Here is a 25,446-nt window from a genome sequence, read left to right on the forward strand (position 1 = left end):
AGAGATTCCTAAGAGGTCAGTGAAGTGAGAGGGCTGAGGAAGACCGCGAGGGCTAGGCTCCCCACCCAGCCTGAACGCCACCCACGCGTTCTTCAGCGATCTTCTGCTGGTAACCAGATGCCGCATAGGCGGCCATCGGGTCGGCCGGCAGGCCGCGCGACTCGCGCCACGCAGCGAGGTCAGCGCGCACGTCGGTGTAGAAGGCATCCATCAGAATTCCGTTGGCGCCGAGAACATCGCCGGCATCCTGGGCCGCGGTAAGCGCTGCCGAGTCGACGAGAAGCGCACGCGCCGTCATCTCCTGCACGTTGAGCACCGAGCGCATTTGACCGGGAATCTTGTCTTCGACGTTGTGGCACTGGTCGAGCATGAAGGCCACACCGCTGTCGGCGCCGTAACCGCCACCACGAACAACTTCGTAAATGATGCGGAACAACTGGAACGGGTCGGCGGCACCCACAATGAGGTCGTCATCGGCGTAGAAGCGTGAGTTGAAGTCGAACGAGCCGAGCTTGCCGACTCGCAGCAGCTGCATGACGATGAACTCGATGTTGGTACCGGGGGCATGGTGACCGGTGTCGAGGCACACGAGGGCACGCTCGCCGAGGGCAGTGACCTGCGCGAAGCTTGTTCCCCAGTCGGGAACATCCATGTGGTAAAACGAGGGCTCGAAGAACTTATATTCGAGCACCAGACGCTGCTCGTCGCTGAGGCGGGCGTAGATCTGCTCGAGCGAATCGGCGAGGCGATCTTGACGACCGCGGATGTCGGCCTGGCCGGGGTAGTTCGAGCCATCAGCGACCCAGATCTTGAGGTCACGTGAGCCAGTCTGATTCATCACATCGATGCACTCGAAGTGGTGATCGATGGCCTTTTGGCGAATTGTGGGGTCGACGTTGGTGAGCGAGCCGAACTTGTAGTCGTCTTCTTGGAAGGTGTTGGAGTTCACTGTTCCGAGGTCGACACCGTGGTCCTGGGCGAAGCTGCGGAGGGCGCTGTAGTCCTCAACCTTGTCCCACGGGATGTGCAGAGCCACGGTCGGCGACAGTGCCGTGTACTTGTTGACCTGGGCGGCATCCGCGATCTTCTCTTCGGGGGTGCGGGGAGTGCCGGGGGTACCGAAAACCTTGAACCGGGTTCCCGCGTTGCCGAAGGCCCACGAGGGGAGTTCGATGGCCTGCTCTTCGAGGCGGGATGCGATTGAACTGAAGCTGGTCACTGCTGGGTCCTTTGTTCTGCGGAGTGCCGCGTCTCGCCCTCCGATGCGGAGAACGAGACGCCTCACTCATCAACTCGTCATTGAATCGTTTTAAGTCGTTCCCACGAGAATACGTTCTTTTGCCTCATTCCGTCAAGAACTGGCGAATCGTGGCACAATTGAACGATTCAATAAAATGGGGCGATTTCGCCCTCAGGAATGGGATTCAATGAGTACCGTTAGCGTCAAAGATGTCGCTCAGCACGCAGGCGTTTCCGTCGGAACGGTCTCGAACGTCATGAACCATCCGGCCAAGGTCGCGCCGGCCACCGTCAAGAAGGTGCAGCGGGCCATCGAGGCCCTCGGGTTCGTTCGCAACGACGCCGCCCGCCAACTGCGCGATGGCCACAGCAAAACGGTAGGCCTCGTCGTCCTCGACGTGCGCAACCCCTTTTTCACGGATGTCGCTCGCGGTGCCGAAACCCGCGCTGGTAAAGAGGGACTTTCGATCATCTTGGGCAACAGCGACGAAGACCCTTCGCGCGAGCTCGCCTATCTCGACCTCTTTGAACAGCAACGTTCCCACGGCGTCCTGATCTCGCCGATCGGTGAGATCACGCCACGGTTGACGGCGCTGCGTGATCGCGGCATTCCTGCCGTTCTTGTCGACCGGGCAAGCCCCGACCGCAGCTTCAGTTCGGTCACAGTGGATGACGTGGCAGGCGGACGAATGGCCGTGAAGCATTTGATCGCCGAGGGCCGAACGCGCATAGTGTTCGTCGGTGGCCCGCTCTCGATCCACCAAGTCGCCGACCGTCTCGAGGGCGCGCGTCTGGCCGTGCGCGAACATGATGACGTCACCCTTGAAGTGATTGACCTTGAGTCGCTCAGTGTCATCGCGGGCCGTAAGGCGGGAGCGAGTATCGCAGCGCGTACCGAACGGCCCGACGCCGTTTTCGCCGCCAATGACTTGGTAGCCATGGGCGTTTTGCAAGCGCTCATGCTCCAGGGGTCGGATGTGCGGGTTCCCGAAGACATCGCCCTTATCGGCTACGACGACATCGACTTTGCCTCGGCTGCCGTGGTCCCGCTGTCGTCGATCCGTCAACCAGCAGGCATGATCGGGCACACCGCGCTAGAGATTTTGCTGGAAGAAGTCGAAGCGCCCGACATGGCCGCGCGCCACGTCGTCTTCCAGCCGGAGCTGGTTGTACGCCGCTCCACCTCAGCAAGCGCTATCGACTCGATGTAGCCGCGGCGCGGGATGATCGGGGCCGAACGCTACCAGGTGACGTTAACCGGTGGCGCTTCGTAGGTGGGCAGGTATGACGCGAGCGGGTAGGGTGACTCGAACTCGGCATCGATCAGCGTGAGGTCGGGCACGCGCGTCAAGAGCTGTGTGAGTGCTTCGGTAATCTGCACGCGCGCGAACTGCTGCCCGACACAACCGTGGGGGCCGTGACTGAAGCCGAGGTGGCCGGCAGAGTCGCGCGTGATGTCGAAGGTCGAGGGGTCGTCGAACCGCTCCGGGTCACGGTTAGCGCCCACCGGGGAAACCGTCACGGATTGCCCCTTCGGGATCGTCACGCCCTGAATTTCCATGTCCTCAAGTGCTGTCCGGCTGAAGACGGTGAGGAACATCGTGTTGTAGCGCACGAGCTCTTCAATTGCGCCCGGCAGAAGTTCGGGTTCGCGCTTGAGCAGTTCCCACTGTTCCGGGTGCTTCAAGAGTGTCAAGACCGACATCGAGATCATGTACGCCACAGAGTCGCGACCGGAGACGGACAGCACCCACGCGAGTCCTTCTACTTCGGCAGCAGTGAGGTCAGAGGCGATGAGGTCGCTAAAGACGTTGTCGCCGGGGGAGAGGCGGACGAGTTCGAGAAGTTCGCGGATGACATCGAACTTGCGCTGCGTCGTGGTCGGCTTAGCGAAGGTATCGCCGAAGAGTTGCACGTGGCTGTCGGGGACACCGAGAACGAGGCAGTGGCTCCGCACCGAGATGGGGGCGGCGAGGTCGTTGGTCACATTGCCGGGGTTGGGGCCGGCAAGGAAGGCGTCGAGTGTTTCGGTGACGAAACCGCGCACCGCTTCACGACGTCCGCGGGCGGCCTTCACCGAGAAGCGAGCGGTGACCGAACGGCGGATGCGACGGTGCTGGTCTCCATCGAGAGAGAGGATGTCGGCGACGGCCAGGGCATCCTTCGCTCGCTGATCGACGTCGTGGACTTCGCCCTCGGGTGGTCCTAGGAGAAAGCGGCGAGGGTTCTGCGTAAAGCGCGGATCTTCGAGCACTGCCTGCGCCATCCCGAACTGGGTGACGAGCAGGCCTTCGTGGTCATCGGCGAAACGAATCGGCGTGGCCGGGCCATTCTCGCGGAATTCGGCGAGAGCCGGGGTGGGAACGTGCGGGTTGCCGTCGAGCGGAAGTGCCGAGGAGCGCCCGGTGAAGGGGCATACTCCGGCGGCGGCAGCGGGGGTGGTTGTCATGACTGTCCTCCTAGAGGGGCGGTCGAAGGTGTGGTGGTTGTCGCTGGGGCGGGAGTGCCCGAGAGGGTGGCATCGACGGCTGGCCTGGCCTGCCGAAAGTCGCGGGACATGTTGCTGGCGACGACTCCGTGGGGGAGCCCATCGAGCATGCTGAGGGCTACGAAGTCTCCGCTTTCGCGGTCGCCGTGCGTCGTGACGAGTTCGGCCTCTGCGGGGAATCGCCCGTAGGCCTGAAAACGGACGCCGTAGAGCTCGCTCCAAAAGAAAGGAACCGGGGGTTCAGCCTTCTCGCCCGTAGCGATGTGGCGTGCAACGGCTTGACTGTGTTGGAGCGCTGTCAGTTGGTGCTCGTCAGGGAGCCAGCGGCCGGTGCGAGAGTCGTGCCAGGCGGCGACGTCGCCGACGGCATAGATGTTTTCCGCGCACTGTCCGTGCGAGTCACAGTTCAGTGCTGGGGAGGTGGTGAGGCCGCTCGATTCGAGCCACTCCACATTCGGGATGGCGCCAACAGCGGCGACAACGGTGTCAGCGTCGAGCTGCTCACCCGAGGTTAGAGTCACGTGGGCCGTCGTGCCGTCGTGCGTGATCGAGGCGACGCCCTCAGCTAAACGCAACTCAACATCATTCTGCGCGTGAAGTCGTTCGAGACGTTGTGTCAACAGATCGCGAACCGAACCCAACGTCAGGGCCCCGGAGCGGCCGACGATTGTCACGGCGCACCCCTTCTTGCGAGCCGCCGCGGCGATTTCTGAACCGAGAACTCCGGAGCCAATGACAACGACGGAGCGGGAGTTTTCGAGGCGTTCGCGAAGCAGCACCGAGTCTTCGCGAGTGCGCAACGTGAGCGCTACGTGGTCTGGGTCGACGCTGGCCGGTAGCTGGCGAGCCCGGGCACCGGTGGCGATCACAAGCGCGCCGTAAGAAATGTCGCCGCGGCTCGTGGAGACACTGCGCTCGGCCGTGTTCAGCGCGTGAGCGGTCACGTCAGTGTGGAGGTCGATGCTGGCACGCTCCGCTGCACCGTCGGTGAAGATATCTGCCTTCTCCGATTCCCATTCCCCGAGCAATACGTGCTTCGAGAGCGGAGGGCGATTGTAGGGTGCTGAGGTCTCGTTGCCGAGCACGGTGATCGAGCCCGTAAAGCCTTCGTGGCGCAACGACTCTGCTGTGGCGCATCCGGCGGTCGAGGCGCCGATAATCAGCACATCAGGGTGCGACTTCAGTTCCACGATTTACTCGTGAATGGTGATCGCGCGTGCGGGGCACAGCGCGGCGGAGCGTCGAGCGGCGGCGTAGCGAGATTCGTCAGGCTCAGCGTTGAGCAGCAACACGATTCCGTCGTCGTCCTGGTCGAAAAGGTCTTCTGCCGTGAGAACGCACTGGCCGGCACCGACGCAAGCAGCGGCATCAATTTCGATTTTCATGGGAACTCCTGTGTTCGGTTTCGTGCTGAGGTGCAGTGAGGGTGCTGTGGTTGAGGGCGCGGTGGTTAGGGGGTGCCGACGATGTCGTGCCCGAGCAAGATAGTGCGCCCGCCGATGATCCATTCGGTCAGAACAACGCCGTCCTTGGTCGTGGCAATACCGTGTGGGCTATTGATCTGGCCGGGGATGACTGCCGGGCGCAGCAGGTTGTCGCTGTCGCCTTCGTTCGGCCAGGCGCCAACGCGCTCGCGAGGGGAGCGGTTCAGCAGATCCGTCACGGTGTCGTCGGATGCCACAGCGATCAGGCCGCCGAACAGCTCGGTGACAATAAGACGGTTGTCATACACGGTGATTGAGCTCGGGCTCGTGATGAGGGGGCTGCGCAGCTCGCGAACGTACGCGCCGGTGAGGTCGAACCAGACCAAGCGTTCATTCGAGCGGTCGGCGACGACCACGAGGGTCTCGTCGCCGCGATCTTCGAGCGCGATACCGTGCGGGCAATCGAAGGCTTGGCCAGAGGCTGAGCCATCGATCGTCAGGGTAATGCGACCGTCTTCGAGGCGGTGCACCAGCGAGTGACCGTAGCCATCCGCCACCCAGAGCACGGAACCGGCCGGATCGGTGATGCCGCGCTCCACAGCGAGAGCGGTGGGTCGCCAGCCGACGACGTGCGCTGTCGTGCGGTCGTCGGGGCCGACATCCGTCAGTTCCTTCGCGTCGACGTCAAAGAGGAAGAGCCCGCCGCCGTCAGCCTCGACGCCGATGTCGGCGAGCCAGACTGCAGAGCTAGAAGCACCGGGGTCGGTGGCCATGCCGTGGTAGATGCCTGCGCCACAGGGGAGCGTGGTCACGGAGCCGTCGGGCGTGATCACGCTGACGTGTGCGCTGCCCGGAGTCGACACGACAATGCGGCCGTCTGCCAGCACTGCGGCGCCGGAATGCGACCACTCGGCGATCTGCGTGAGTTCAGGAGCAATTTCTCGCCAGCCGTTGCTCGACGCATCGGTGGTGCTGGTCGTGTGCAATGCCGACATCGTTGTCTACCCTTCAGGGCTGAATCCAGCCAAGTTCAATACTTCGATTTGATCGCACATCGCGCACAACTGTTAGCAACCGCTGGTCACGGACTAGCATTTTTCGCGCTTAGTTGTGGGCGCGATGCTTTAGAGTTGCACGCATGGACCGCTACGCGCTCACGGGAGTTCTCGGCGCCGATTCCCGCCGAATCGGGGCAGAATCCGTTGATGTGCCCGAGACGATCGAGCCACATGCTCACGATTTCGTCGAAATCGCCCTCGTCGTGAGCGGCCACGGCACGCACATCTCGCGCACGGGAACGGATGACGCGGTTGCGGGTTCGGTGTTCCTTGTGCGGCCGGGAAGCTGGCATTCGTTCGAGCCCATCACCACCATGACGGTGGTGAATGTGTACTTCGATGAGCGAGTGCTTTTCGAGCACTTGCCGTGGCTCTTTACTGATGCCACCTCGTCGCGGCGCCTGCTTTCAGCCGGCACCTCAAGTTGGACCGCACCGGCCGGTGTCTTCGGCGATGCCGTGGCCTGGGCGACATCGCTCGAGCAACGCCCGCAGGCGCCTTTCATGATCAGCGTGGGCCTGTTGACCTGCATCATGGCGGTGCTCACCGACTTCGGGGATCCGGATCGGGTGGAGCAGGTGGCGACCTCGTCGAGTGACCTGGTGTGGAGTGCCGTGGCACAGATCGTTGCTGATCCGGCCCACGAGTGGTCTGTGCCTGCCGTGGCCGCGGCGGCTAATCTCTCGCCCTCCCACTTCACGCGAATCTTTCGGCGTGAGCTGGGAACGTCTCCCGCACGCTTCGTCGCGCAGGTGCGGCTCGAGCGCGCGGCTCTGCTACTCGTGTCGACCGATCTGGCGGTTGCGCGCGTGGGGGAGCAAGCCGGGATCGACGACGCGAACTACTTTGCTCGCATCTTTCGCAGTGCCTACGGCATCAGCCCCAAGGAGTACCGGGCGGGAATCCACCTTCTCGACTGATCGACGTCAGTGCAGATTAACCACGTCAGTGCAGCTTAACGACGTATGGGTGCCGCCCCGAAGGACAGCACCCATACGTGGTGGTTATGCGGATTAGCCCTTGACGGCGCCACTCGTCATACCGGCCACGATCTGCCGCTGGAAGAAGATGTACATAATCAGGGGTGGGATCGTGATGAGAAGAATGTTCGTAAACAGCAGGTTCCACTGAGTATTGAACTGGCTCTGGAAGTTGTAGAGCGTCAGCTGCACGGTGGCGTTTTCGTCACCGGGCAAGAAGTACAACGGGTTCTGGAAATCGTTGAAGACGAAGACTGCCTGCACCACGATCACCGTGACGATGACGCTCCGCAGCAGGGGGAACGCAACCTGGAAGAAGAGCCGGATGGGCCCTGCTCCGTCGATGGTCGCCGCTTCGTCGAGTTCACGAGGGATGGCGGCAATGAAGGCACGGAACATCAGCACGGAGAACGAGAGTCCGAATGTGACCTCAATGAGGATCAAACCGGGGAGCGTTCCGAAGAGCTCGAGGCCCTGCAGCACCCAGATGGTCGGCACGACGGCCGGCGGGATGATGAGCCCAGCGAGAACCATGAGGTTGATCGCGGGGTTCCAGCGTGACTGGCGTCGCTGGAGTACCCAGCCCACCATGGCGGAAAACAGCACCATGAGGGTGACGCTTGCCACTGTCAGCACGGTGGAGTTGATGAACGCCGTGATGAGCATGAAGTCGCGAGTTTGGATGACCTCCACGATGTTCTCGAAGAGAGCGAACTGCTCCGGCCAGGAAAACTCGAGGGCTGCAGACTCTTGGCGGGTCTTTGATGCCGTGATCAGGATGAAGGTGAACGGCACGAGGAACACGATGACCGACGCGATGATTGCGAGGGTTCCGGTCAAGATCGAGCGGGTACGACGTTTCATTGGTCTGCCTCCTTACGGTTGAGGAACCAGAAGATGGGCACAATGATCGCGGTGACGACAACGAAGAGCACCACGTTTCCGGCGCTCGAGAGGCCGTAGAACCCCGCTTGGTATTGCTTGAAGATCACCGAGGCAATCACGTCGCTGGTGAAGCCAGGGCCGCCACGCGTCATCGCCCAAATGAGGTCGAACGATCGCAATCCACCGATGAGGGAGAGGATGACGACGGTCACCATGGCGGGGCGAACCAGCGGCAGTGTGATGTGCCAAAAATTCTGGAAGGGGCTCGCACCATCTGTGGTGGCCGCTTCGAAGTACTCATCCGGGATAGCGACGATTCCGGCGATGAAGATCAGAGTCGCGAGTCCGACGCCGCGCCAGACTTCAACGAAAGCGACGGAGAGCAGGGCGTAGCTGGGGTCGGTGAGCCAGCCTGGGCCGTCGACGCCGATGCCGGCAAGGGCCGTGTTGATGAGTCCGTCGAAGGGATCCATGAGCACGCGGAAGGTGATGCCGACGCCGACAACTGAGACCAGCACGGGGAAGAAGACGACTGAGCGAAGGAAGGTGCGGCCCATGATCTGGCTGGAAAGCAACACAGCCAGCAGCAGGCCGAAGACGACTTTCAGCCCCGAGGTGATGAACCCGAAGATGAAGGTGTTCACGAACCCTTGAATGAGCATGGGCTCACGGAAGAACTGGGCGAAGTTGTCAAAGCCGATGAACTCGATGTCGAAAAGTGACCAGCGAGTAAGGCTGAAGTAGAAGCTAGCGATCGTGGGAACCACAAACAGCGTGAAGAAGAGCACGGCCGCCGGGATGTAGAACCACATCGGGTACTGGCTCTTCTGGCGGCTTTTGCGGGGTTTTTCGGGAAGGCGCCCCGGTCGTTTCGACTGGCGCGCGAGCCGCCGCTCGGTGGTTATGGCCATGATGTCTCCGTTGACTGTGATGGATGAATGCGGGGGCCGACTCGAAGTCGAGTCGACCCCCGCGATTGTTTCAGCGTATTGCCGAAGTGCTGGTTACCAGCCTTCGAGTCCGAGCTGCTGTGCCTGCTTGGTGACGTCCTGGTCGTAGAGCGATGCGCCCTCGGCGGCGGAACGGATGCCCGAACCTACCTCAACGGTGATCTGCGGCAGCGACGGTCCCTTGACGGGAGAGAGGAACTCGAGAGCTGCTGCGGTTCCGCCTTCGGTCTCGAAGTAGGGGAGCAGGTCGGCGGTGGCGTTCGGAACGTCATCGGGAAGCACGCAACCTTCGATGAAGTACGGTCCGGTTGCTCCGACGGCGTCAGACTGCACGTCGCAGGCCTCTACCGTTGCGATGAATGCCATGAAGCTCTTGACTTCGTCGGGGTGCTCGGTGTCGGCGGGAGCGTAAATGCCGTTTGCGAGCCACGTGGTGAGACCGTTTGACGGGCCATCTCCCGGCTGGGCGAAGAATCCGATGTCGTCAGCCTGGTCGGGGTAGAGCTCAACGATGGTTGAGACTGCGAAGCTCAGCATGGGGTAATGAGCACCCTCACCCTGAGCAAGCATGCGCAGTCCGTCATCGAGGGTCGACGAGGCGAAGTCTTCGTTGAGGTAGCCGGCTTCGTAAACTTCTTGGAGACGCTCGAAGCCACGGATGGCTACGTCGTCGTCGGCGTAGTTCACCTTGTTGGCGGTGTAGTCGTCTGCCCAGTTGGGCTCTTCTGCGAGAACGTTGTAGAAGTCGCCGAGAACGAAGAGCTGTGAAGTCCACGCGTCGGTGTAGGTCTGGACGACGGCGTCGTAGCCAGCGTTCGAGATGGCTTCGTTGTTGTCCATGAACTCATCCCACGTGACGGGGACTTCGAGGCCGAGTTCGGCGTAGATGGCCTCGTTGTAGAGAATTCCGCCACCCATTCCGGTTCCGGCGGGAACAGCGTAGACACCGTTCGGCGTGCTGACGCCGTCAATGAAGGTTGACGTGACGGCGTCCATGAAGGGCTCGTCTGCGATGTTAAGCAGCGTCTGGTCGGGGTTGAGCGCCTGCATGAGCGAACCCGAGTTGTACCAGAACAGGTCCGTCATTTCGCCGGTAGCAAGTCGCGTCTTGATGAGGTTGTCGCCCTCTTCGCCACCGGGACGAGTCTGAACGTCGATCTCGATGTCGGGGTTCTGAGCGGTGAATGCTTCGGCGAGCGCCTCTACCGTTGCAATGTTGGCGTCGGTGTTGTCGACGAGCAGCGAAAGTTCAACTTTCCCGTCTGTCGTTGCTCCGCCGGTTGAGCAGCCGGCGATCGTGAGCGAAATTGCTGCTCCAGTCACGAGTGCCGCCATGAGCTTGCTGCGCTTTTTGAATGCGTTCATTTGCTTTACCTCCTTGTAAAGTCGGAATGTTTCTTGGTGCTACATAATTGAATCGGTTCAACGTCCTGAAAGAATACGGGCGAATCCCGAGGCTGTCAATCGGAGTCGATAAATATGAGAATCTATGAGCTTCCGCGGCCCCGATAATCCTTCCCCGCGTGACAAAAAACCCGTAATAAACGTATTTTAATTGAAACGTTTTATGTAGGCTGGAACTCACAACGACGTAAACGAAAGGGCCCCCACCTGTGGCATTCCTACCGACTTTTGATAAGTCTGATGATCGACTTCGGGCAACGCACCTGCGGACCCAGTACACCGACGACCTGATCGGCGTACCGCGAACGGGGCTGCGCTTGACCTGGTCGCTCGAAGGCGAACAAGCTGCGGCGGTACTCGGGTACCAAATTTCCTGGCGCAACGGCAACGGCAACGGCAACGACACCGAAGAGTTGGTGACCGACCCGACCGAGGGTGCAGGGACATCCGGAGTTCTCGCTCCCGGGGGAGACCTTCCCGCTGCGGGGGTGCGTCACTTTCGCGTTCGCGTTGCAACAGCCGCCGGCTGGACCGCGTGGAGCAGCGAGCTCGCCGTCGAAGCAGGCGTTGACACTCTCAGCGCGGCCGTCATTAGCGTGCCAGCCCCACTTGCCGGCGTCTCGCCGTACTTCCGCCGCTCGCTCACGCTGGCCAGCAAGCCCGTGCGGGCGCGGTTGCGCGTGAGTTCGCTCGGCGTTCACGAACTCGCAATCAACGGCACTCGCGTCGGAGAAGAGCACCTCTCTCCAGGCTGGACCGCCTACCAAGAACGCATCGTTGTCGCGACGCACGACGTCACCGCTTTACTCACGGAAGGCGAGAACGTGCTCGGCGCGATGCTCGGCGACGGGTGGTACCGCGGCCGCCTCGGCTGGCGCGACCGCGACGCGATCTACGGCACCGAGTTGGGCCTCATCGCTCAGCTCGAGGTGGAGTTCGCCGATGGCAGCCGTGAGGAGTTCCGCACCGATGACTCGTGGCGAGCATCCACGGGCGAGGTCACGGCGTCGAGCATTTATGACGGCACCGACATCGACTTCTCGTTGGAGCCCACCGGCTGGAGCAGCCCCGGATTCGACGACAGCGCGTGGAGCGCCGTGCAGGTTCTGGATGTCGACCCGGCACTCTTCGTTCCCCGCATTGCGCCCCCGATCCGCACCATCGCCGAATTTTCGATGACCACGGTCTCCACCGGAGAACGCACCGTGCTCGACGGCAGCCAGAACATCGCGGGCTGGGTGCGCTTGGTGGTTCGCGGCAAGAAGGGCGATACCGTCACGGTTCGCCATGCAGAGGTGCTCGAGCCCGACGGCGCTCTGCACGTTGCGGCGCTCCGCTCGGCGAAGGCAACAGACACCTACGTGCTCGACCGCGACGGCGGGCACACGCTCGAACCGCGCTTCACCTTCCACGGTTTCCGGTACGCGGATGTGCTGGGTAATGTTGAGATCGTCAGTGCGGTCGGCATCGCCATCAGCTCCGATACCCCGCGCCGCGGCCACTTCGAGAGCTCACACACCGCGCTGAACCGCTTGCACGAGAATGTGCTCTGGTCGCAGCGAGACAACTTCGTTTCAGTTCCGACCGACTGTCCCCAGCGCGATGAGCGCATGGGGTGGACGGGTGACGCCCAAGCCTTCGCCATGACCGCCAACACTATCTTCGACACCGAAAGCTTTTGGCGCTCCTGGCTTCTCGACCTTGAGATTGATCAGGATGATGACGGTGCGGTCGCTGCCGTGGTGCCCAACATGCTCATCGACTCCGACTTCCTTCTCGATGGCGTTCCGACGTCGATCATGGGGCGTGCTGGGTGGGGCGATGCGGCGACAATCGTGCCGTGGTCGATCTACGAGTCCTACGGTTCGACCGAAGTTCTCGAGCAGCAGCTCTCGAGCATGCGCCGCTGGGTGGAGTACTTGGCCAACTGGGCGGGCGACGGCATCGTGCTGTCGACCGAGTTCCAGTTCGGTGACTGGCTCGACCCTGATGCCCCGGGCGACCGTCCGTGGGAAGCCAAGGTCTCGGCGGACTTCGTGGCGAACGCGTTTTACGCGCACTCGGCTCGACTGCTTGCTCGCTCTGAGCGCTTGGTCGGTGACGCGGACGAAGCCACGCGGATTGACGCGCTCGCTGATGCCGTTGCGGCCGAGACGTGGAAGCGCTGGGGAACCGACGCGCGCAACAGCGCCGCCGGACTTGCGATGGCCATTGAGTTCACGATTGCGCCCGTTGCTGAGCATGAGACTCTCGGAAACGAGCTCGCTCAGCTCGTGCGGGACACCGCCGGTCGCATCACGACCGGCTTCCTCGGCACTCCATTGGTCTTGCCGGCGCTGACGCGCACGGGCCACAACGACGAAGCATTCCTCATGCTGCTGCGCCGCGATGCTCCGTCGTGGTTGTACCAGGTCGACCGCGGAGCCACGACGATTTGGGAACGCTGGGATGCCATCCAGCCCGATGGTTCGATCCATCAGGGCGACATGGACACGGGCGACTCGATGATCTCGTTCAACCACTATGCGTATGGCGCAGTAATTGACTGGGTTTACCGCACGGTGGCCGGCATCGCTCCCGACGCAGAGCGCCCCGGTTACGAACTCGTGCATGTCGCTCCGCGCCCGGCAGTGGGAATCGACTGGGCACGAGCCTCTGTCGAATCGCGCGCCGGTGAAGTTGCCATCGACTGGCGTCTCGAGAACGATTCGCTGCTGGCTACGGTCACGCTTCCCATGGGAAGCACCGGCCTACTGGATGCCCCAGTCGGCGATTCATCGGTGATCACCGTCGACGGCGTCACGGTAGAGAACGGCGTCTCGTTAAGTGCCGGAACTCACGCCATCGTTGTCACTCAGCCGGTGATTGCTCAGCCCGCTAGCTAGTAGTACGGAGTGGTCGGGCGTTAGCGGGGTAGACCGCTAGCGCCCGTCAACCACCACGTGCGCGAGGGGCTCGCCGGCTACTAGGCGGCGGGCCTGCTCGCGCATGACGGCATCTACTCGGGCGTGCATCGCTGAGGTTGCCCCGCCGATGTGCGGCGTGATGGTCACACCAGGGATCGACCAGAGCGGGTGGTCGCTGGGTAGCGGCTCAGGGTTGGTGACGTCGAGCGCTGCTCGAACATGACCCGCGGATGCCGCAGCAACGAGCGCGTCGGTATCGACGATTTTGCCTCGAGACACATTCACGAGCAGCGCGCCGGGTTTCATGGCGTCTAAGAAGGCGGCATCGACGAGCCCCGTGGTGGCTTCGTTGAGGGGCACGGCAATAGCGACGATGTCGGCGCGGGCCAGCAAAGCGGGCAGTGCATCCATCGACTGCACGGCTCCGCGTTCGTCACTGCGATTGGTGCGGGCGACGCGCACAACGTTGGCCTCGAAGGGTGCCAGCTTGTCGGCGATCTGGTTTCCCACGCCGCCAGCTCCGACAATCACGACGGTCTTGCCGGCGACACCGGGCTGTTCGTGTTGGCTCCAGGTGCCGGTCTGCTGGTTCGCAAAGTGCTCGGGAAAACCGCGCTGTTCCGAGATCATCATGCCGACGGCGAGTTCCGCGGTGGAAGATTCGTGCACTCCCACAGCGTTGCAATAGGTGATGCCCGCGGGCAGGCGGCCCTGCACGCCGTCGTACCCGAGCGATTGCGATTGAAGCGCGGCGACGTCTAGGCCGGCAAACCCTCTCAGGCCGCCGGAGGCACCCAGGTAGCCCAGAAGGGCCAAGTCAATGTGCCGTGGCGGTGCGCCATCGGCGAGAGCCCACACAATCACATCAACGTCGGACAGTTGCGGCGCCAATCGGTCGAACGTCTGCTGGTCGGGAAGAGCGATAGTGATCATGGCGCAGGTCTCCTGAACAAGGCGGTGGGCAACAGCGTATCCAGCATGCCTCACGCAATCGTTATTTAGTCCGCAACACCCGGCCGCTATGCTGGCGGCGACGTCGACTATTGCGTGCAGGAGGGGGACATTATGGCTCGCTGGCCCGTTCTCCCTCGCGAAAGTGAGCGGGATGCTGTGCTCGCGGCCCTTCGCGGCCCGCATTCGCGGTCGGTCATGTTGCGGGGCCCGAGCGGCGTCGGTAAGACAACATTGGGCGCCCACATCTCACACGCACTGCGCGCCGACGGACGAACCGTGATCCCCATAATCGGTCTCGCTGAGCTGGCGGAGGTGCCGCTCGGGGCCCTCGCTCCCGTACTGGCCAGCGCCGGCAGGCACGATATCGAAAGCGTGAGCGATCGGGTGCAAGCGCTCGTCGGGGTGGTGGGGGAGAACCCGCACAAGTTCGTCCTCGTCATCGATGACGCTCCGCTCCTGGATGCCGTCTCGGCCGGTGTGCTCTACCAACTGGTGCGAGTCTTCGGCGTCACGACGCTGCTCACCGCTCGCGACTCGCACGAGGTCGACGGCCCCATCGCTCGCCTGCTTCACGAAAATCTGATCGACATTGTCGAGCTTGAGGGTCTGAGTCTCGAGCACAGCCAGTCGATCCTCCAACAGTATTTAGGGGGCACCGTGCGCCCAGAGAGCCTTCGCGCCCTGTTCGAGGCGAGCCGCGGAAACCCACTGATGCTGCGGGAACTGATCTTTGCGGCGGGGCGAGCGGGCGGCATCCGCACCGGCGATTTTGGTGTTGAAGTCTCGGTGGCCACGCTGCCGAAGCATGTGCGCGCCACCATTGCAGACCGCGTGGAGCAACTCGCTCCCGCTCCGCGCCGATTGGCGCAACTGATCGCGATCGCGCAACCGATCCCTCGCTCGGTGATCGCTGCCGACGAAATCGACGCACTGGCTCATCTCACCAGCGAGGGCATCGCCGAGGATGCCGGCACCGAGACCACGCCGCTTGTGCGCCTGGCTCACCCGCTGTTTGCCGAGGCGCTCACGATCGATCTCGAACAGGCCGCGCGTGCCGAGCTTGTGAAGGACGTCGCCGGGCGACTGATGCCGATGCACGATCAGCAACTGCGCTTCACCGCGACCGTGTTGCTGACCACCACCGATGCCGAAATCAGCAACGACGATCTGGATTGGGCGGCCAGCTACGCGCATGCGGCTGGCGACCATGCGGTGGCGGCTTCGCTCGCGGAACGGGCTCAGCTCACCGAACGCCGTTTTGCGCCCGAACTCGTTCTCGCGAGTGCCCTCTCGGCGCTGGCCGAATCTGAGCGCTCATCGGTTGTTTTTGAGTCCGCTATCGCCTTGTCACGGGACGAGGAACAGCGTGCCATCGCTCTGGCCCGCTGGGGACAGCACATGGTTTATCGTCTCTCCCGACCCTCGGATGCCGTCGATCGCGTGACGTGTGAGCTGTCGAGAATGGATCCGGGCGCCCAAGCCGTGCTGCGACCGGAACTCGCGAAATGGCAGCTCATGACCGGAGACGCTCATGCCCTGACCGAGGTCGCGGGCCCGGTATCGCCCGACGGCGGACTCGGCGCCGTGAACGCCGGGCTCACGGCCGCCATGATCGCGACAATGGCCGGCAATCCGGCCGACGCGTTTGCGGCAATTCTGCAGACCCGCCCCTTGGCCGACGCCTACCGGTTCGAAGCTCCCTTTGCCGGTTCGCTGCTCGACCTTTCCGAGTTCTTGGCGCTCGTTGCTGATGCTGAAATTGGCCGTGCTCGTGATTTCGCAACTCAGCGCCGTCTCGACCGCTTTGCCGACTCTGCGGGAGTGTGGTCGTATGCGCTGGCCATCGTGCGCCTGCACGAAGGGCGCGTCGGTGATGCCCAAACTCTCGCTTCGCTCGCGGTCGAACAGCTCAAGTGGCGTGACTTCACCGGGCTCTTGGGCACCGCCGTAGCCCTTCACGCCACCGTCGACGCGCAACTGGGCGATCCCGAAACGGCACGCGAATTGCTCTCCGAGGTTTCCCCCGAACAGGCGGGCGACGCCAAAGTCATTCTGCAGCGCGCGGAGTGTGAGGCCTGGTTGCTCGCCGCCGAAGGCCGCCATGACGAGGCCGCGGGCGTCATCGTCGCGGCCGTCGCCGAGGCGATCATGCTCGGTCACTTCCTGCTGAGTGCCCTCACACTGACCGTGGCGATCCGGGTCGGGCATCCGGCTGCCGCGCTCGAACAACTGCAACTGCTGACGCAACTATCGCCGTCACCGCTGATTGCCCGCATCCGGGAATGGACCGAAGCGGCAGCGGCAGCGGATGTTGCCCGCCTCTGTAAACTCGCGCCTGCTCTTGCTGCCTCGGGAGTGGCTGCGCTCGCGGTCGACGGCCTTCTCGAAGGTGCGCGTGTCGCGGCCAAGGCAGACCGCCGCGAGTGGGAGCGTAAAGCCACGCTGCTCGCCCGCCGCCTGGCCGCCGACATGGATCGCGTACCGGGCGAGGTACCCGCCGACGAGCTCACCGAGCGGGAGTGGACAATCGCTCGAGCCGCTGCCGGTCGAAGGCGAAGTCGCGAAATTGGCGAAGACCTCGGGCTTTCCGTTCGCACCGTTGATAACCACTTAGCCCGCATCTATCGCAAGCTGGGCGTCAAGGGTCGGGTGGAACTCGAAGAGTTTCTTTTTGAGCTGTAGTTGCGGCGATCACTCAAAGGATGCGCCGCAACTGGCGCTAGTTCCTACTCATCGACGCCCGTCAGAATCATGTTCACGAGAGTTCCATCTTCTTCGTTCGTGCCCCACGAGTACTGAACGATCCAGCTGTCGCTCTCGAGGCCGTACATGACCCCCTCGTCTCCCAGCGAGAATTCAGAGATCATTTCAAAGCCACTCGAGACGAGCGCTTCGTAGCCTGCCTCGGCTGCCGCGTCGGAGTCCACCTGAATCGTGGCGCTGTAGCCATCGTCGATGCCGAGCGAGAAGAGGATGTTGCCATCGGGGGCGGGAACTTCTGCCGGCCACGACTTGGGCAACGATCCTCCGGAACCATCCCCATCAACGTCGACGTCTACTCCCGTAGCGCCCTCAATCGCGTTCTCCACGGTGTCCTCGATGAGGTTATCGGTGAAGCTCTCGAGGGGGTTGGCGAAGCAACCGGAGAGGGAAAGGCTGAGGCCGGCCGCGATTGCGATGGCGGTTGCGCTTGTCAGCGCGCGCTGTGAGGTAATCATGTAACCAGTAAAGCCCTCACACCCACGCGAGCGCGTGAGTAGAAACTACCTATCTCTGAGTAATGTCTTCAGGCGCCGGAAGGTAACGTGGAAGCATGCCGCTAACAGGAGAATACGAACCCAGCACGTCGGAGTGGGCCCGCAACCAGGCCGACGTTTTCGAAGCCAGCAATGGCCACGAAGGCAACCTCATGAGAGACATGCCGATCATCGTGCTGACCACGGTTGGTGCCAAGTCTGGCAAGTTGCGCAAGACCGCGCTCATGCGGGTGGAACACGACGGCCGCTATGCCGTTGTTGCTTCCTTGGGCGGGGCTCCCAAGCATCCGGTCTGGTTCTACAACATCGTTTCCAACCCGCATGTCGAACTGCACGATGTGGGCTTCAAGGGCGATTTCGAGGCGCGAGAAGTGACCGGCGACGAAAAGGCGCTCTGGTGGGAGCGCGCGGTTGCGGCCTATCCCGATTACGAGGATTACCAAGCCAAGACTGAGCGCGAGATTCCCGTCTTCGTGTTGGAGCCGATCAGCGCCTAAGCGAGCGGCTGGGTGCTGCGCTCTGACTCAGCTGCAGCTACAGCGCCCGCCCGAGCATGAGTCCGAGCGCCGCCATCAGCACGGCGACGGCAAGCATGCCGAACGAGTTGAGAATCGCGAGCCACACGCGACTCTCTTGCAGCAGCCGCAGAGTCTGAAAGCTCGTCGTGCTGAACGCGGTGAAGCCACCCACCATGCCGACGCCAGCGTAGAGGCCAAGCTCTTCGGGCACGAAGTGGCCCGCTGTCATCCCCGTGATGAGGCCGAACAGAAACGACCCGGTGATGTTGATGATCGACATCGCCACGGGATAGTTGGTGCGGATGCGGCGGTGCACGAATGCATTCACGGCCAGGCGCAGGGCGGCGCCGAGCCCGCCCGCAACGGTGATGAAGAGCGCTCCGATAATCATCGAACCAACCGTTCGTGCTGGCGAATAATGCGGAACCAACTCTTCGATGTGAAGACGCCCAGCCACACGGCTCCCGCTCCGGCAATGAGCGTTGCGCTGCCATAAGCAACGGCGAGCAGCACATGATGGCGTTCCGAGACGATCACAATGTCGATCGCGAGCTGCGCGTAGCTGGTCAGGGCGCCCAAGAAGCCAACGGCGGTGAGGAGGCGGATGACGCGCATCCGTCTCGATTCTTGGCGTTCGGCCAAGGTTTGAAGCAGTAACCCGAGCAGAAACGGCCCCGCCACGTTCACGATGATCGTGCCGAGCGAGAGCGTCTCCCAGATCGGGGTTGTCTGCGCGATGATGAATCGCACTGCCGCACCGAGACCGCCGCCGAGAGCAGCCAGCGCGAGATGCCGGGGGCGGATGCGGATCATCTCGGGCATGCCCACGACGGTGCGAGTGATCTCGATGTCGCTGTTCATCGGCAAGCGAGCCCGCAGGCGACGTCGCCAGCGGGGGAAGTGCCACGGGCGGCGCACGGGCGCTCGAAGCTCCTCGGCCTGCGTCCGGTCGTCCGGGGCGTGGGGCACGGTGAGATCTCCGGTCGTTGCGGTGGTTGATGTTAAGCGTAGCGAAAGAAAACCGTACGACTTTGCCCGAAACAGGCGTACTGTATCCCGGTGCACAACATCCTTCGCGGGACAGGGAGCAAGCGAAAACTGGTTCACCCAGCGCAGCTCACTCTTCTCGGGTTTTTGATTGGTATCGCAGCGGGCACAACCCTGCTGGCGCTACCCATTTCGCGTACCGGTCCGGGTGGCGCAACCCTCGTGGAGGCGTTCTTCACCGCGGTCTCCGCGATGTGTGTGACCGGCCACGTGATCGTCGATACGTCGACCTACTGGACGGGCTTTGGCCAGGTCGTCATCATGGTGCTGATCCAGGTCGGCGGCTTCGGCGTCATGACCTTCGCCTCCATCATCGGTATCGCGGTTGTGCGAAGACTGTCGCTGCGTTCGCGCATTACGGCCGCCGCCGAAACCAAAAACGTGGGCTTTGGAGACGTGCGCAGCCTCGTTCTTGGTGTGCTCAAGATTTCGCTCGTCATCGAGGGCGTCGGCGCACTCATCCTCTTCTTCTGGTTTTTGCTGCGCTATGGCTACAGCGTGGGGGAGGCGGCGTGGTTTGCACTCTTCCACGCGGTGTCGTCGTTCAACAACGCGGGCTTTGCGCTCTTCAGCGACAACATGATCTCGTTCGTTGACGACCCGGTGGTCTCACTCACACTGTGCGCCGAGATCATCCTGGGCGGCCTCGGCTTTCCCGTGATCGTTCAACTGCTGCGCTTTGGGGGTAACCGCCTCAAGTGGAGCATGAACACGCGCATCGTTCTCGCGGCGACTCCGCTGCTGCTGGTCGCTGGCGCCGCCTACATCACCCTCATCGAATGGAACAACCCCGCCACCCTCGGCCCGCTCGACTGGCCTGCCAAGCTTTTGGCGGGCTTCTTTCAGTCGGTCCAAACTCGCACCGCTGGCTTCAACAGCGTCGATATCGGCGCCATGAGTGAAGCAACACAGTTCGGGATGACCGCGCTCATGTTCATCGGCGGCGGCCCCGCCGGCACTGCCGGCGGCATCAAGGTGACGACCTTCGCGGTGCTGTTCTTCATCCTCCTTGCGGAGGTCCGCGGAGACGGCGTCGTGAATGTCTTCGGCAAGCGACTGTCGCGCGCCGTGCACCGCCAGGCGATCGCGGTGGTCTTGCTCTCGGTCGGCGTCGTCGCGACATCCACCGTCACGATCATGCTGCTCTCCGGGTTGCCGTTGAGCCCCGTGCTGTTCGAAACAGTATCGGCCTTCGGCACCGTCGGTCTCTCGGAGGGCATCACGCCCGAGCTGCCCGTGGCCGCGCAACTTATCTTGGCCGTGCTCATGTTCGTGGGCCGCCTTGGCCCCATCGGTTTTGCTACCGCGCTCGCTCTGCGTGAGCGCGCTGTCCTGTATGAACTTCCCAAAGAAAGGCCGATCATTGGCTAAATTGCGTATGTTCTCTGGTTCGGATGCCGCTACCGTGGCCGCAGCAGATTCTGTGGCGGTCATCGGGTTGGGGCGTTTCGGTCGCGCTCTGGCGCTGGAGCTGATGGCTAACGGCACCGAGGTGCTCGGCATCGATCTGGATGAGTCGATCGTGCAAGAACTCAACGGGCAACTCACTCACGTGGTCGCCGCTGACTCTACCCGCGAGGAGGTGCTGCAGCAGTTGGCGGTGCCCGAGTTCGATCGTGTGGTCGTGGCGATCGGCAGTGACATTCAGGCGAGCATCCTGACGACGTCGTTGCTGTTGCGATACAACGTGGCGCACGTCTGGGCCAAGGCCGTCAGCGATGCCCACGGCACGATTCTCGAGCAGCTCGGCGTGGGGCACGTGATCTACCCCGAGAAGGAAATGGGGCGTCGCGTTGCTCACCTCGTGCGGGGATCGATGCAGGACTACCTCGAGATCGGCGATAACTTCTCACTCGTCAAGATGGCGCCGCCCGCCGCGATTATCGGCAAGACACTGGGGGAGTCGCGGGTGCGATCAACGGCGGGAGTCACGGTTACGGCTGTTCGCCCGCTCGGCGGCACCTGGACCTACACCGACGAGAAAACCGTCATTGCCGCCGACGACACCATTCTCGTTTCGGGCCCGACCAACAAGGCCGAAGCCTTCAGCTTGCGCCGCTAGAGCGCGACGCAGCGTTTGCGCCGCTAGGCGCGGGGTTCCGGACGCAGCAGCAGAGCAGCACAGCGGCCTCTCGCTAGCGCAGCGAGCTCAACCAGATTTCGCAGAGTGCCTGCCACGCTTCCGCCGGCGTTCCCTCGGCGAGGCCAAGCCCGTGCTTGCCGTCGGAGAACACGTGCAGTTCGTGGCGTACGCCCGCCGCCGCCAACGCTGCGGCAAGCGGGTAGGAGTGTTCTCCGACCGGAACCGGCGCGTCAGCAGCCGTATGCCAGATGAACATGGGTGGAGTAGCGGGCGTCACCAACAACTCAATCGAGGTGTCTTGGCGGAGGTAGTCGTTGGCATCCAGCCCGATGAGTTCTTCGCGAGACCCGGCGTGCGTGGGTGTCACCATGCTGACCACGGGGTAGCCGAGCACGGCGAAGTCGGGGCGTTCGTTGTCTTGTGCGACGGGCGCGACGGCGGCGTGGCCGGCCAAATGGCCGCCGGCGGAGAAGCCCAAAACGCCCACGAGCGGGGCCCCTAGCGCACGTTCCTTCGCAATTTCAGACTGAATTGCCAGCAACGGGGCGGGATGCTTCGTGCTCACGGGGTACTCCACGACGCGAGCATTCCAACCGATTGAGCGCAACCAGGCAGCAACCGGCTCGCCTTCGTGGGGTGCGAGGTGCGAATACCCTCCACCGGGGAGAACGAGAATTGTGGGGAGGTGTGCAGCCATTACTTAACTGTAAATTGTGCAAGACATTTCGGTGGAATCAACGCACGTGCGAGCGAAAATGCTTCAATCGGCCTAGTGTCTGTACATGGCAGATTTGTTTGACGGATACACATCAAGCGCCTCCAAACGCACCGGACCAGCCGCGTGGGATGAGATGTTCTCTGCCGATAGCGAGATACGTCGCCCCTACCGCGAGATCCATGACGCGCTGGCGCAAATGACGCAGGAAGAACTGCGCGGACGTACTGAAGCACTCGCCGACAGTTACCTCGCCCAGGGCGTTACCTTCGACTTCGCTGGCGAAGAGAGACCCTTTCCTCTGGATGCAGTTCCCAGAGTTATTGACCTCTCCGAGTGGAAACAGGTGGAGTCGGGAATCAAGCAGCGCGTTCGAGCGCTCGAGGCATTCCTGGCCGACATTTACGGGCCCCAGAATGCGATCAAAGATGGTGTGATTCCGGCTCGGATGATCACCTCATCCAGCCACTTCCATCGTCAAGCGGCGGGAATCGACCCCGCGAATGGCGTTCGCATTCAGGTCAGCGGTATCGACCTCATCCGCGACGAAGTGGGTGCGTGGCGCGTTCTCGAAGACAACGTGCGCGTGCCCAGTGGTGTGAGTTACGTGATCTCGAACCGTCGAGTCATGGCCCAAACGCTTCCCGAGTTGTTTGTCTCGATGCGGGTTCGCCCCGTCGGCGACTACCCCCACAAGCTGCTGCAGGCTCTGCGTGCCAGTGCGCCGGGCGGCGTGGATGAACCCAACGTCGTTGTGCTCACTCCGGGTGTCTACAACTCGGCGTACTTCGAGCACACGCTGCTCGCTCGTCTCATGGGCGTTGAGCTCGTGGAGGGTCGAGACCTGTTCTGCTCCGGCGGTCGAGTCTGGATGCGCACCACGGCCGGTCCCACCAGGGTCGACGTGATTTACCGCCGGGTTGACGATGAGTTCCTCGACCCGCTGCAGTTCCGTGCCGACTCCATGTTGGGTAGCCCCGGCATGATGCTCGCGGCTCGCCTCGGAAATGTGACGATCGCCAACGCGGTCGGAAACGGCGTCGCCGACGACAAGCTCGTCTACACGTACCTGCCTGATCTCATTGAGTACTACCTCGGCGAGAAGGCGATCATCCCCAACGTCGACACCTGGCGTCTTGAAGATCCGGGGGCGCTCGAAGAAGTGCTCGACCGGCTCGATGAGCTCGTCGTGAAGCCTGTGGATGGCTCCGGCGGTAAGGGACTGGTCATCGGCCCCGCCGCAACGAAGCCAGAGTTGGAGACACTGCGCAAGCAGCTTCTCAAAGACCCGCGGGGCTGGATCGCGCAGCCCGTGGTTCAGCTTTCGACAATCCCCACCGTGATTGATGACGGCATGCGCCCGCGTCACGCCGACCTTCGCCCCTTCGCCGTCAACGACGGAAATGATGTCTGGGTGCTGCCGGGTGGTCTCACTCGCGTCGCGCTGCCCGAGGGCCAGCTCGTCGTCAACAGCTCGCAAGGTGGCGGCTCGAAAGACACGTGGGTGGTGGGCCGCGAGAAGGTCGCCGAATCCGACAGCACCGTGCAGGGGCTCGTCGAGCGTCAGGCCGATACGGAGGCGATCTCCGTCATCACGCCCGAGATGTTGCTCGAAGCGGGTATTCACGAGGACCACGCTGAAGATCAAGACAGCACGCGAACGCTCACTCAGCGTCAACGTCAAGAAGAGCAACAACAGCAGAGTGTCGACACCGAGGGAGGTCAATCATGCTGAGCCGCATCGCAGAATCACTGTTTTGGATCGGTCGCTACATTGAGCGCGCCGACGGTACCGCACGCATCCTCGATGTTCACCTTCAGCTGCTTCTCGAAGATCCCTGGATTGAAGAGGATGACGCCTGCCGTGCGCTCCTGAGCGTGATGGGTAGTGAGGCCCCGGCCGACGTCACGCTCACTCGCGGTGACGTGCTCTCGATCCTCGCGGTCGACCGCACCGAACCGGCCTCGATCGCCTATTCGCTCGGCGCCGCTCGAGAGAACGCACGTCGTGCTCGCGAGATCGTGTCGACCGAACTGTGGGAGTGCCTCAACACCACCCAGACGCGGATGCCGCGCCGCATTTCTGGAGACAAAGTCGCCGACTTCTTCTCTTGGGTGCGCGAGCGCTCCGCTCTTGCCGTCGGCATCGTGGAGTCCGCGACGAGCCGGGACGAAGCCTGGCAGTTCTTCACCCTCGGTCGCAGCCTCGAGCGTGCGGACATGACCGCACGACTCTTGGCGACGCGAAGCCTCACCGAAGCGAGTGGTCCGTCGTGGACCACGATTCTGCGGTCGTGTGGCGCGTACGAGCCGTACTTGCGCACCTACCGCGGTGTGCCGAGCGCGAGCAATGCCGCCGAATTCTTGTTGCTCGATCGACTGTTCCCACGCAGCATCCTCTTCTCCGTTTCTCGGGCCGAGGACTGCATGCGTGAGCTTGAGCCTCACCGCATGAACCGTGTCGGCGTGAACGATAATGCGCAGCGTCTGCTGGGCAAGATTCGCAGTGAGCTTGAGTACCGGCCGATCGCCGAAATTTTGGATGACCTGCCTCACCACATGGATCGAGTGCAGGCAGCAACGAGTGCGGCTTCGGAGGCAGTGCGTCATCGCTACTTCCCCACGAATGCCGCTCCCGAGTGGGTTGGAGAGGTCTCATGAAGCGTCTACGGATCGTCCATTCCACCGGTTTCAGTTACGGCGGAGAAGTTACGGCGTCGTACAACGAGGCCCGAATGCTGCCCGCCAGCGTCGAGAGTCAACTGGTGCTGTTCTCCAACCTCGACATTCTGCCGCTCTCGAGTCAGAGCAACTATGTCGACTACTGGGGTTCGCGGGTTGCCTCGTTCGAGGTGCTGACGGGCCACAAAGAGTTGTCACTGACGGCCACGAGCCTCGTTGAGGTTCATGAGCGCGAGCACGAGTCGGAGTGCATGTCGTGGGCCGACCTGCATGCGGCCGCCGAGCTCTCAATGGATGCGGTTGAAAACCTCAGCCAGACGCGTCGCACCGAGCCGCCGAAAGAGGTCGTCGCACTCGCGAAAGATATTGCCGCGAAGTCGGATGACGCGTGCGAGAGCGCGCTCGAAATCTCAAAGGCCATCGGTAACGCCATCGAGTACATGAGCGGCGTCACGGGAGTGGCAACGACTGCGACAGAAGCGTGGACCGGGGGCAAGGGTGTCTGCCAAGACATCGCTCACCTGGCGCTCGGCGCTCTGCGTTCGGTCGGCATCCCGGCTCGCTACGTGTCTGGTTACCTTCACCCCAAACCGGATGCCGCTATCGGCGAGAAGGTTACGGGCGAATCCCATGCGTGGATCGAGTGGTTCTGCGCTGGGCAGTGGCGCGGCTATGACCCCACGAACCTCATCGACATTGGCGATCGTCATGTGCTGGTGGGTCGCGGTCGCGACTACAACGACGTGCCGCCGCTCCGTGGTGTGTACGCGGGGCCGTTCGGTTCAAAGCTGTTCGTGAGCGTGGAGATCACTCGCGAGGCCTAAGCGGCCATAAGCGATAACGACAGAGAGGGGCG

The 25,446-nt window shown here is 62.6% G+C and carries 23 protein-coding genes; 10 read left to right on the forward strand and 13 right to left on the reverse strand.

The window, feature by feature from the left end; all coding sequences use genetic code 11:
• Positions 1-52 precede the first annotated feature (52 nt).
• Entirely contained in the window at positions 53-1,219 is a 1,167-nt protein-coding gene (rhaI, locus tag ESZ53_RS10665) for an L-rhamnose isomerase (RefSeq protein WP_129072810.1), read from the reverse strand.
• 208 nt (positions 1,220-1,427) lie between these two features.
• On the opposite strand from rhaI, the gene ESZ53_RS10670 reads away from it, so the two are divergent.
• Entirely contained in the window at positions 1,428-2,450 is a 1,023-nt protein-coding gene (locus ESZ53_RS10670; RefSeq protein WP_129072811.1) for a LacI family DNA-binding transcriptional regulator, read from the forward strand.
• A 29-nt stretch (positions 2,451-2,479) separates the two neighbouring features.
• On the opposite strand, the gene ESZ53_RS10675 is transcribed toward ESZ53_RS10670, so the two are convergent.
• The 4 genes from ESZ53_RS10675 to ESZ53_RS10690 all read right to left on the reverse strand — a co-directional run bounded on the left by ESZ53_RS10675 (position 2,480) and on the right by ESZ53_RS10690 (position 6,146).
• Positions 2,480-3,688 (reverse strand): cytochrome P450, encoded by a 1,209-nt coding sequence (locus ESZ53_RS10675; RefSeq protein WP_129072812.1) that lies wholly within the window; start codon positions 3,686-3,688, stop codon positions 2,480-2,482.
• Positions 3,685-4,917, reverse strand: coding sequence for an NAD(P)/FAD-dependent oxidoreductase (locus ESZ53_RS10680; RefSeq protein ID WP_129072813.1), 1,233 nt, complete (start codon positions 4,915-4,917; stop codon positions 3,685-3,687). The genes ESZ53_RS10675 and ESZ53_RS10680 overlap by 4 nt, the downstream gene beginning before the upstream one ends.
• A gap of 3 nt (positions 4,918-4,920) precedes the next feature.
• Positions 4,921-5,112 carry a ferredoxin gene (locus ESZ53_RS10685; protein WP_129072814.1) on the reverse strand — a complete coding sequence of 64 codons (192 nt, stop codon included), beginning with the start codon at positions 5,110-5,112 and terminating at the stop codon, positions 4,921-4,923.
• A gap of 65 nt (positions 5,113-5,177) precedes the next feature.
• Positions 5,178-6,146: a hypothetical protein gene (locus ESZ53_RS10690; protein WP_129072815.1), complete on the reverse strand. Its 969-nt coding sequence runs from the start codon at positions 6,144-6,146 to the stop codon at positions 5,178-5,180.
• 143 nt (positions 6,147-6,289) lie between these two features.
• Here ESZ53_RS10690 and ESZ53_RS10695 point away from each other — a divergent pair, with 143 nt between their 5' ends.
• Complete coding sequence (locus ESZ53_RS10695) at positions 6,290-7,129, forward strand: AraC family transcriptional regulator (protein WP_129072816.1); 840 nt, start codon at positions 6,290-6,292, stop codon at positions 7,127-7,129.
• A 93-nt stretch (positions 7,130-7,222) separates the two neighbouring features.
• On the opposite strand, the gene ESZ53_RS10700 is transcribed toward ESZ53_RS10695, so the two are convergent.
• The 3 genes from ESZ53_RS10700 to ESZ53_RS10710 all read right to left on the reverse strand — a co-directional run bounded on the left by ESZ53_RS10700 (position 7,223) and on the right by ESZ53_RS10710 (position 10,389).
• Positions 7,223-8,053, reverse strand: a complete 831-nt coding sequence (locus ESZ53_RS10700) for a carbohydrate ABC transporter permease (RefSeq protein WP_129072817.1) — start codon at positions 8,051-8,053, stop codon at positions 7,223-7,225.
• Positions 8,050-8,985 carry a carbohydrate ABC transporter permease gene (locus tag ESZ53_RS10705; RefSeq protein WP_129072818.1) on the reverse strand — a complete coding sequence of 312 codons (936 nt, stop codon included), beginning with the start codon at positions 8,983-8,985 and terminating at the stop codon, positions 8,050-8,052. Before ESZ53_RS10705 ends, ESZ53_RS10700 begins: the two co-directional genes overlap by 4 nt.
• Before the next feature lie 93 nt (positions 8,986-9,078).
• Entirely contained in the window at positions 9,079-10,389 is a 1,311-nt protein-coding gene (locus tag ESZ53_RS10710; RefSeq protein WP_129072819.1) for an ABC transporter substrate-binding protein, read from the reverse strand.
• 248 nt (positions 10,390-10,637) lie between these two features.
• Here ESZ53_RS10710 and ESZ53_RS10715 point away from each other — a divergent pair, with 248 nt between their 5' ends.
• Positions 10,638-13,313 carry an alpha-L-rhamnosidase gene (locus ESZ53_RS10715; protein WP_129072820.1) on the forward strand — a complete coding sequence of 892 codons (2,676 nt, stop codon included), beginning with the start codon at positions 10,638-10,640 and terminating at the stop codon, positions 13,311-13,313.
• 36 nt (positions 13,314-13,349) lie between these two features.
• Here ESZ53_RS10715 and ESZ53_RS10720 read toward each other — a convergent pair whose 3' ends face one another.
• Complete coding sequence (locus ESZ53_RS10720; protein WP_129072821.1) at positions 13,350-14,267, reverse strand: NAD(P)-dependent oxidoreductase; 918 nt, start codon at positions 14,265-14,267, stop codon at positions 13,350-13,352.
• Between the two features lie 132 nt (positions 14,268-14,399).
• On the opposite strand from ESZ53_RS10720, the gene ESZ53_RS10725 reads away from it, so the two are divergent.
• A complete protein-coding gene (locus ESZ53_RS10725; RefSeq protein WP_129072822.1) occupies positions 14,400-16,970 on the forward strand; it encodes a LuxR C-terminal-related transcriptional regulator in 2,571 nt (856 codons plus the stop codon).
• Positions 16,971-17,014: 44 nt separating this feature from the next.
• On the opposite strand, the gene ESZ53_RS10730 is transcribed toward ESZ53_RS10725, so the two are convergent.
• Positions 17,015-17,506, reverse strand: coding sequence for a hypothetical protein (locus tag ESZ53_RS10730; protein WP_129072823.1), 492 nt, complete (start codon positions 17,504-17,506; stop codon positions 17,015-17,017).
• Positions 17,507-17,601: 95 nt separating this feature from the next.
• Here ESZ53_RS10730 and ESZ53_RS10735 point away from each other — a divergent pair, with 95 nt between their 5' ends.
• Positions 17,602-18,042, forward strand: a complete 441-nt coding sequence (locus tag ESZ53_RS10735) for a nitroreductase family deazaflavin-dependent oxidoreductase (protein WP_129072824.1) — start codon at positions 17,602-17,604, stop codon at positions 18,040-18,042.
• Between the two features lie 37 nt (positions 18,043-18,079).
• Here ESZ53_RS10735 and ESZ53_RS10740 read toward each other — a convergent pair whose 3' ends face one another.
• Both ESZ53_RS10740 and ESZ53_RS10745 read right to left on the reverse strand, forming a co-directional pair.
• Complete coding sequence (locus ESZ53_RS10740; protein WP_129072825.1) at positions 18,080-18,454, reverse strand: CrcB family protein; 375 nt, start codon at positions 18,452-18,454, stop codon at positions 18,080-18,082.
• Positions 18,451-19,032, reverse strand: coding sequence for a CrcB family protein (locus tag ESZ53_RS10745; RefSeq protein WP_129072826.1), 582 nt, complete (start codon positions 19,030-19,032; stop codon positions 18,451-18,453). The genes ESZ53_RS10740 and ESZ53_RS10745 overlap by 4 nt, the downstream gene beginning before the upstream one ends.
• Before the next feature lie 90 nt (positions 19,033-19,122).
• Here ESZ53_RS10745 and ESZ53_RS10750 point away from each other — a divergent pair, with 90 nt between their 5' ends.
• Both ESZ53_RS10750 and ESZ53_RS10755 read left to right on the forward strand, forming a co-directional pair.
• On the forward strand, positions 19,123-20,481 hold the full coding sequence (locus ESZ53_RS10750) for a TrkH family potassium uptake protein (protein WP_129072827.1): 1,359 nt from the start codon (positions 19,123-19,125) through the stop codon (positions 20,479-20,481).
• Positions 20,474-21,172: a TrkA family potassium uptake protein gene (locus ESZ53_RS10755; RefSeq protein WP_246837297.1), complete on the forward strand. Its 699-nt coding sequence runs from the start codon at positions 20,474-20,476 to the stop codon at positions 21,170-21,172. Before ESZ53_RS10750 ends, ESZ53_RS10755 begins: the two co-directional genes overlap by 8 nt.
• A gap of 73 nt (positions 21,173-21,245) precedes the next feature.
• Here the strand turns inward: ESZ53_RS10755 and ESZ53_RS10760 are convergent, their stop codons facing one another.
• Complete coding sequence (locus ESZ53_RS10760) at positions 21,246-21,890, reverse strand: alpha/beta hydrolase (RefSeq protein WP_129072828.1); 645 nt, start codon at positions 21,888-21,890, stop codon at positions 21,246-21,248.
• 85 nt (positions 21,891-21,975) lie between these two features.
• Here ESZ53_RS10760 and ESZ53_RS10765 point away from each other — a divergent pair, with 85 nt between their 5' ends.
• From ESZ53_RS10765 to ESZ53_RS10775, 3 genes are read left to right on the forward strand one after another with little or no spacing between them, the layout of a single operon-like run.
• The gene (locus ESZ53_RS10765) at positions 21,976-23,643 is read left to right on the forward strand and encodes a circularly permuted type 2 ATP-grasp protein (protein ID WP_129072829.1); all 1,668 of its coding nucleotides are present in this window, start codon (positions 21,976-21,978) and stop codon (positions 23,641-23,643) included.
• Positions 23,637-24,569: an alpha-E domain-containing protein gene (locus ESZ53_RS10770; RefSeq protein ID WP_129072830.1), complete on the forward strand. Its 933-nt coding sequence runs from the start codon at positions 23,637-23,639 to the stop codon at positions 24,567-24,569. Before ESZ53_RS10765 ends, ESZ53_RS10770 begins: the two co-directional genes overlap by 7 nt.
• On the forward strand, positions 24,566-25,414 hold the full coding sequence (locus ESZ53_RS10775; RefSeq protein WP_129072831.1) for a transglutaminase family protein: 849 nt from the start codon (positions 24,566-24,568) through the stop codon (positions 25,412-25,414). Before ESZ53_RS10770 ends, ESZ53_RS10775 begins: the two co-directional genes overlap by 4 nt.
• The last annotated feature ends 32 nt before the right edge of the window (positions 25,415-25,446 follow it).

It is taken from the genome of Salinibacterium sp. UTAS2018 (assembly GCF_004118935.1).
Classification (GTDB): domain Bacteria; phylum Actinomycetota; class Actinomycetes; order Actinomycetales; family Microbacteriaceae; genus Rhodoglobus.

Excerpts from the sequence above, each read along its gene's own strand:
- ESZ53_RS10670 (WP_129072811.1), top strand. The coding sequence starts at position 1,428 with ATGAGTACCGTTAGCGTCAAAGATGTCGCTCAGCACGCAGGCGTTTCC.
- ESZ53_RS10675 (WP_129072812.1), bottom strand. The coding sequence starts at position 3,688 with ATGACAACCACCCCCGCTGCCGCCGCCGGAGTATGCCCCTTCACCGGG.
- ESZ53_RS10685 (WP_129072814.1), bottom strand. The coding sequence starts at position 5,112 with ATGAAAATCGAAATTGATGCCGCTGCTTGCGTCGGTGCCGGCCAGTGC.
- ESZ53_RS10690 (WP_129072815.1), bottom strand. The coding sequence starts at position 6,146 with ATGTCGGCATTGCACACGACCAGCACCACCGATGCGTCGAGCAACGGC.
- ESZ53_RS10695 (WP_129072816.1), top strand. The coding sequence starts at position 6,290 with ATGGACCGCTACGCGCTCACGGGAGTTCTCGGCGCCGATTCCCGCCGA.
- ESZ53_RS10700 (WP_129072817.1), bottom strand. The coding sequence starts at position 8,053 with ATGAAACGTCGTACCCGCTCGATCTTGACCGGAACCCTCGCAATCATC.
- ESZ53_RS10705 (WP_129072818.1), bottom strand. The coding sequence starts at position 8,985 with ATGGCCATAACCACCGAGCGGCGGCTCGCGCGCCAGTCGAAACGACCG.
- ESZ53_RS10710 (WP_129072819.1), bottom strand. The coding sequence starts at position 10,389 with ATGAACGCATTCAAAAAGCGCAGCAAGCTCATGGCGGCACTCGTGACT.
- ESZ53_RS10720 (WP_129072821.1), bottom strand. The coding sequence starts at position 14,267 with ATGATCACTATCGCTCTTCCCGACCAGCAGACGTTCGACCGATTGGCG.
- ESZ53_RS10725 (WP_129072822.1), top strand. The coding sequence starts at position 14,400 with ATGGCTCGCTGGCCCGTTCTCCCTCGCGAAAGTGAGCGGGATGCTGTG.
- ESZ53_RS10730 (WP_129072823.1), bottom strand. The coding sequence starts at position 17,506 with ATGATTACCTCACAGCGCGCGCTGACAAGCGCAACCGCCATCGCAATC.
- ESZ53_RS10735 (WP_129072824.1), top strand. The coding sequence starts at position 17,602 with ATGCCGCTAACAGGAGAATACGAACCCAGCACGTCGGAGTGGGCCCGC.
- ESZ53_RS10740 (WP_129072825.1), bottom strand. The coding sequence starts at position 18,454 with ATGATTATCGGAGCGCTCTTCATCACCGTTGCGGGCGGGCTCGGCGCC.
- ESZ53_RS10760 (WP_129072828.1), bottom strand. The coding sequence starts at position 21,890 with ATGGCTGCACACCTCCCCACAATTCTCGTTCTCCCCGGTGGAGGGTAT.
- ESZ53_RS10765 (WP_129072829.1), top strand. The coding sequence starts at position 21,976 with ATGGCAGATTTGTTTGACGGATACACATCAAGCGCCTCCAAACGCACC.
- ESZ53_RS10770 (WP_129072830.1), top strand. The coding sequence starts at position 23,637 with ATGCTGAGCCGCATCGCAGAATCACTGTTTTGGATCGGTCGCTACATT.
- ESZ53_RS10775 (WP_129072831.1), top strand. The coding sequence starts at position 24,566 with ATGAAGCGTCTACGGATCGTCCATTCCACCGGTTTCAGTTACGGCGGA.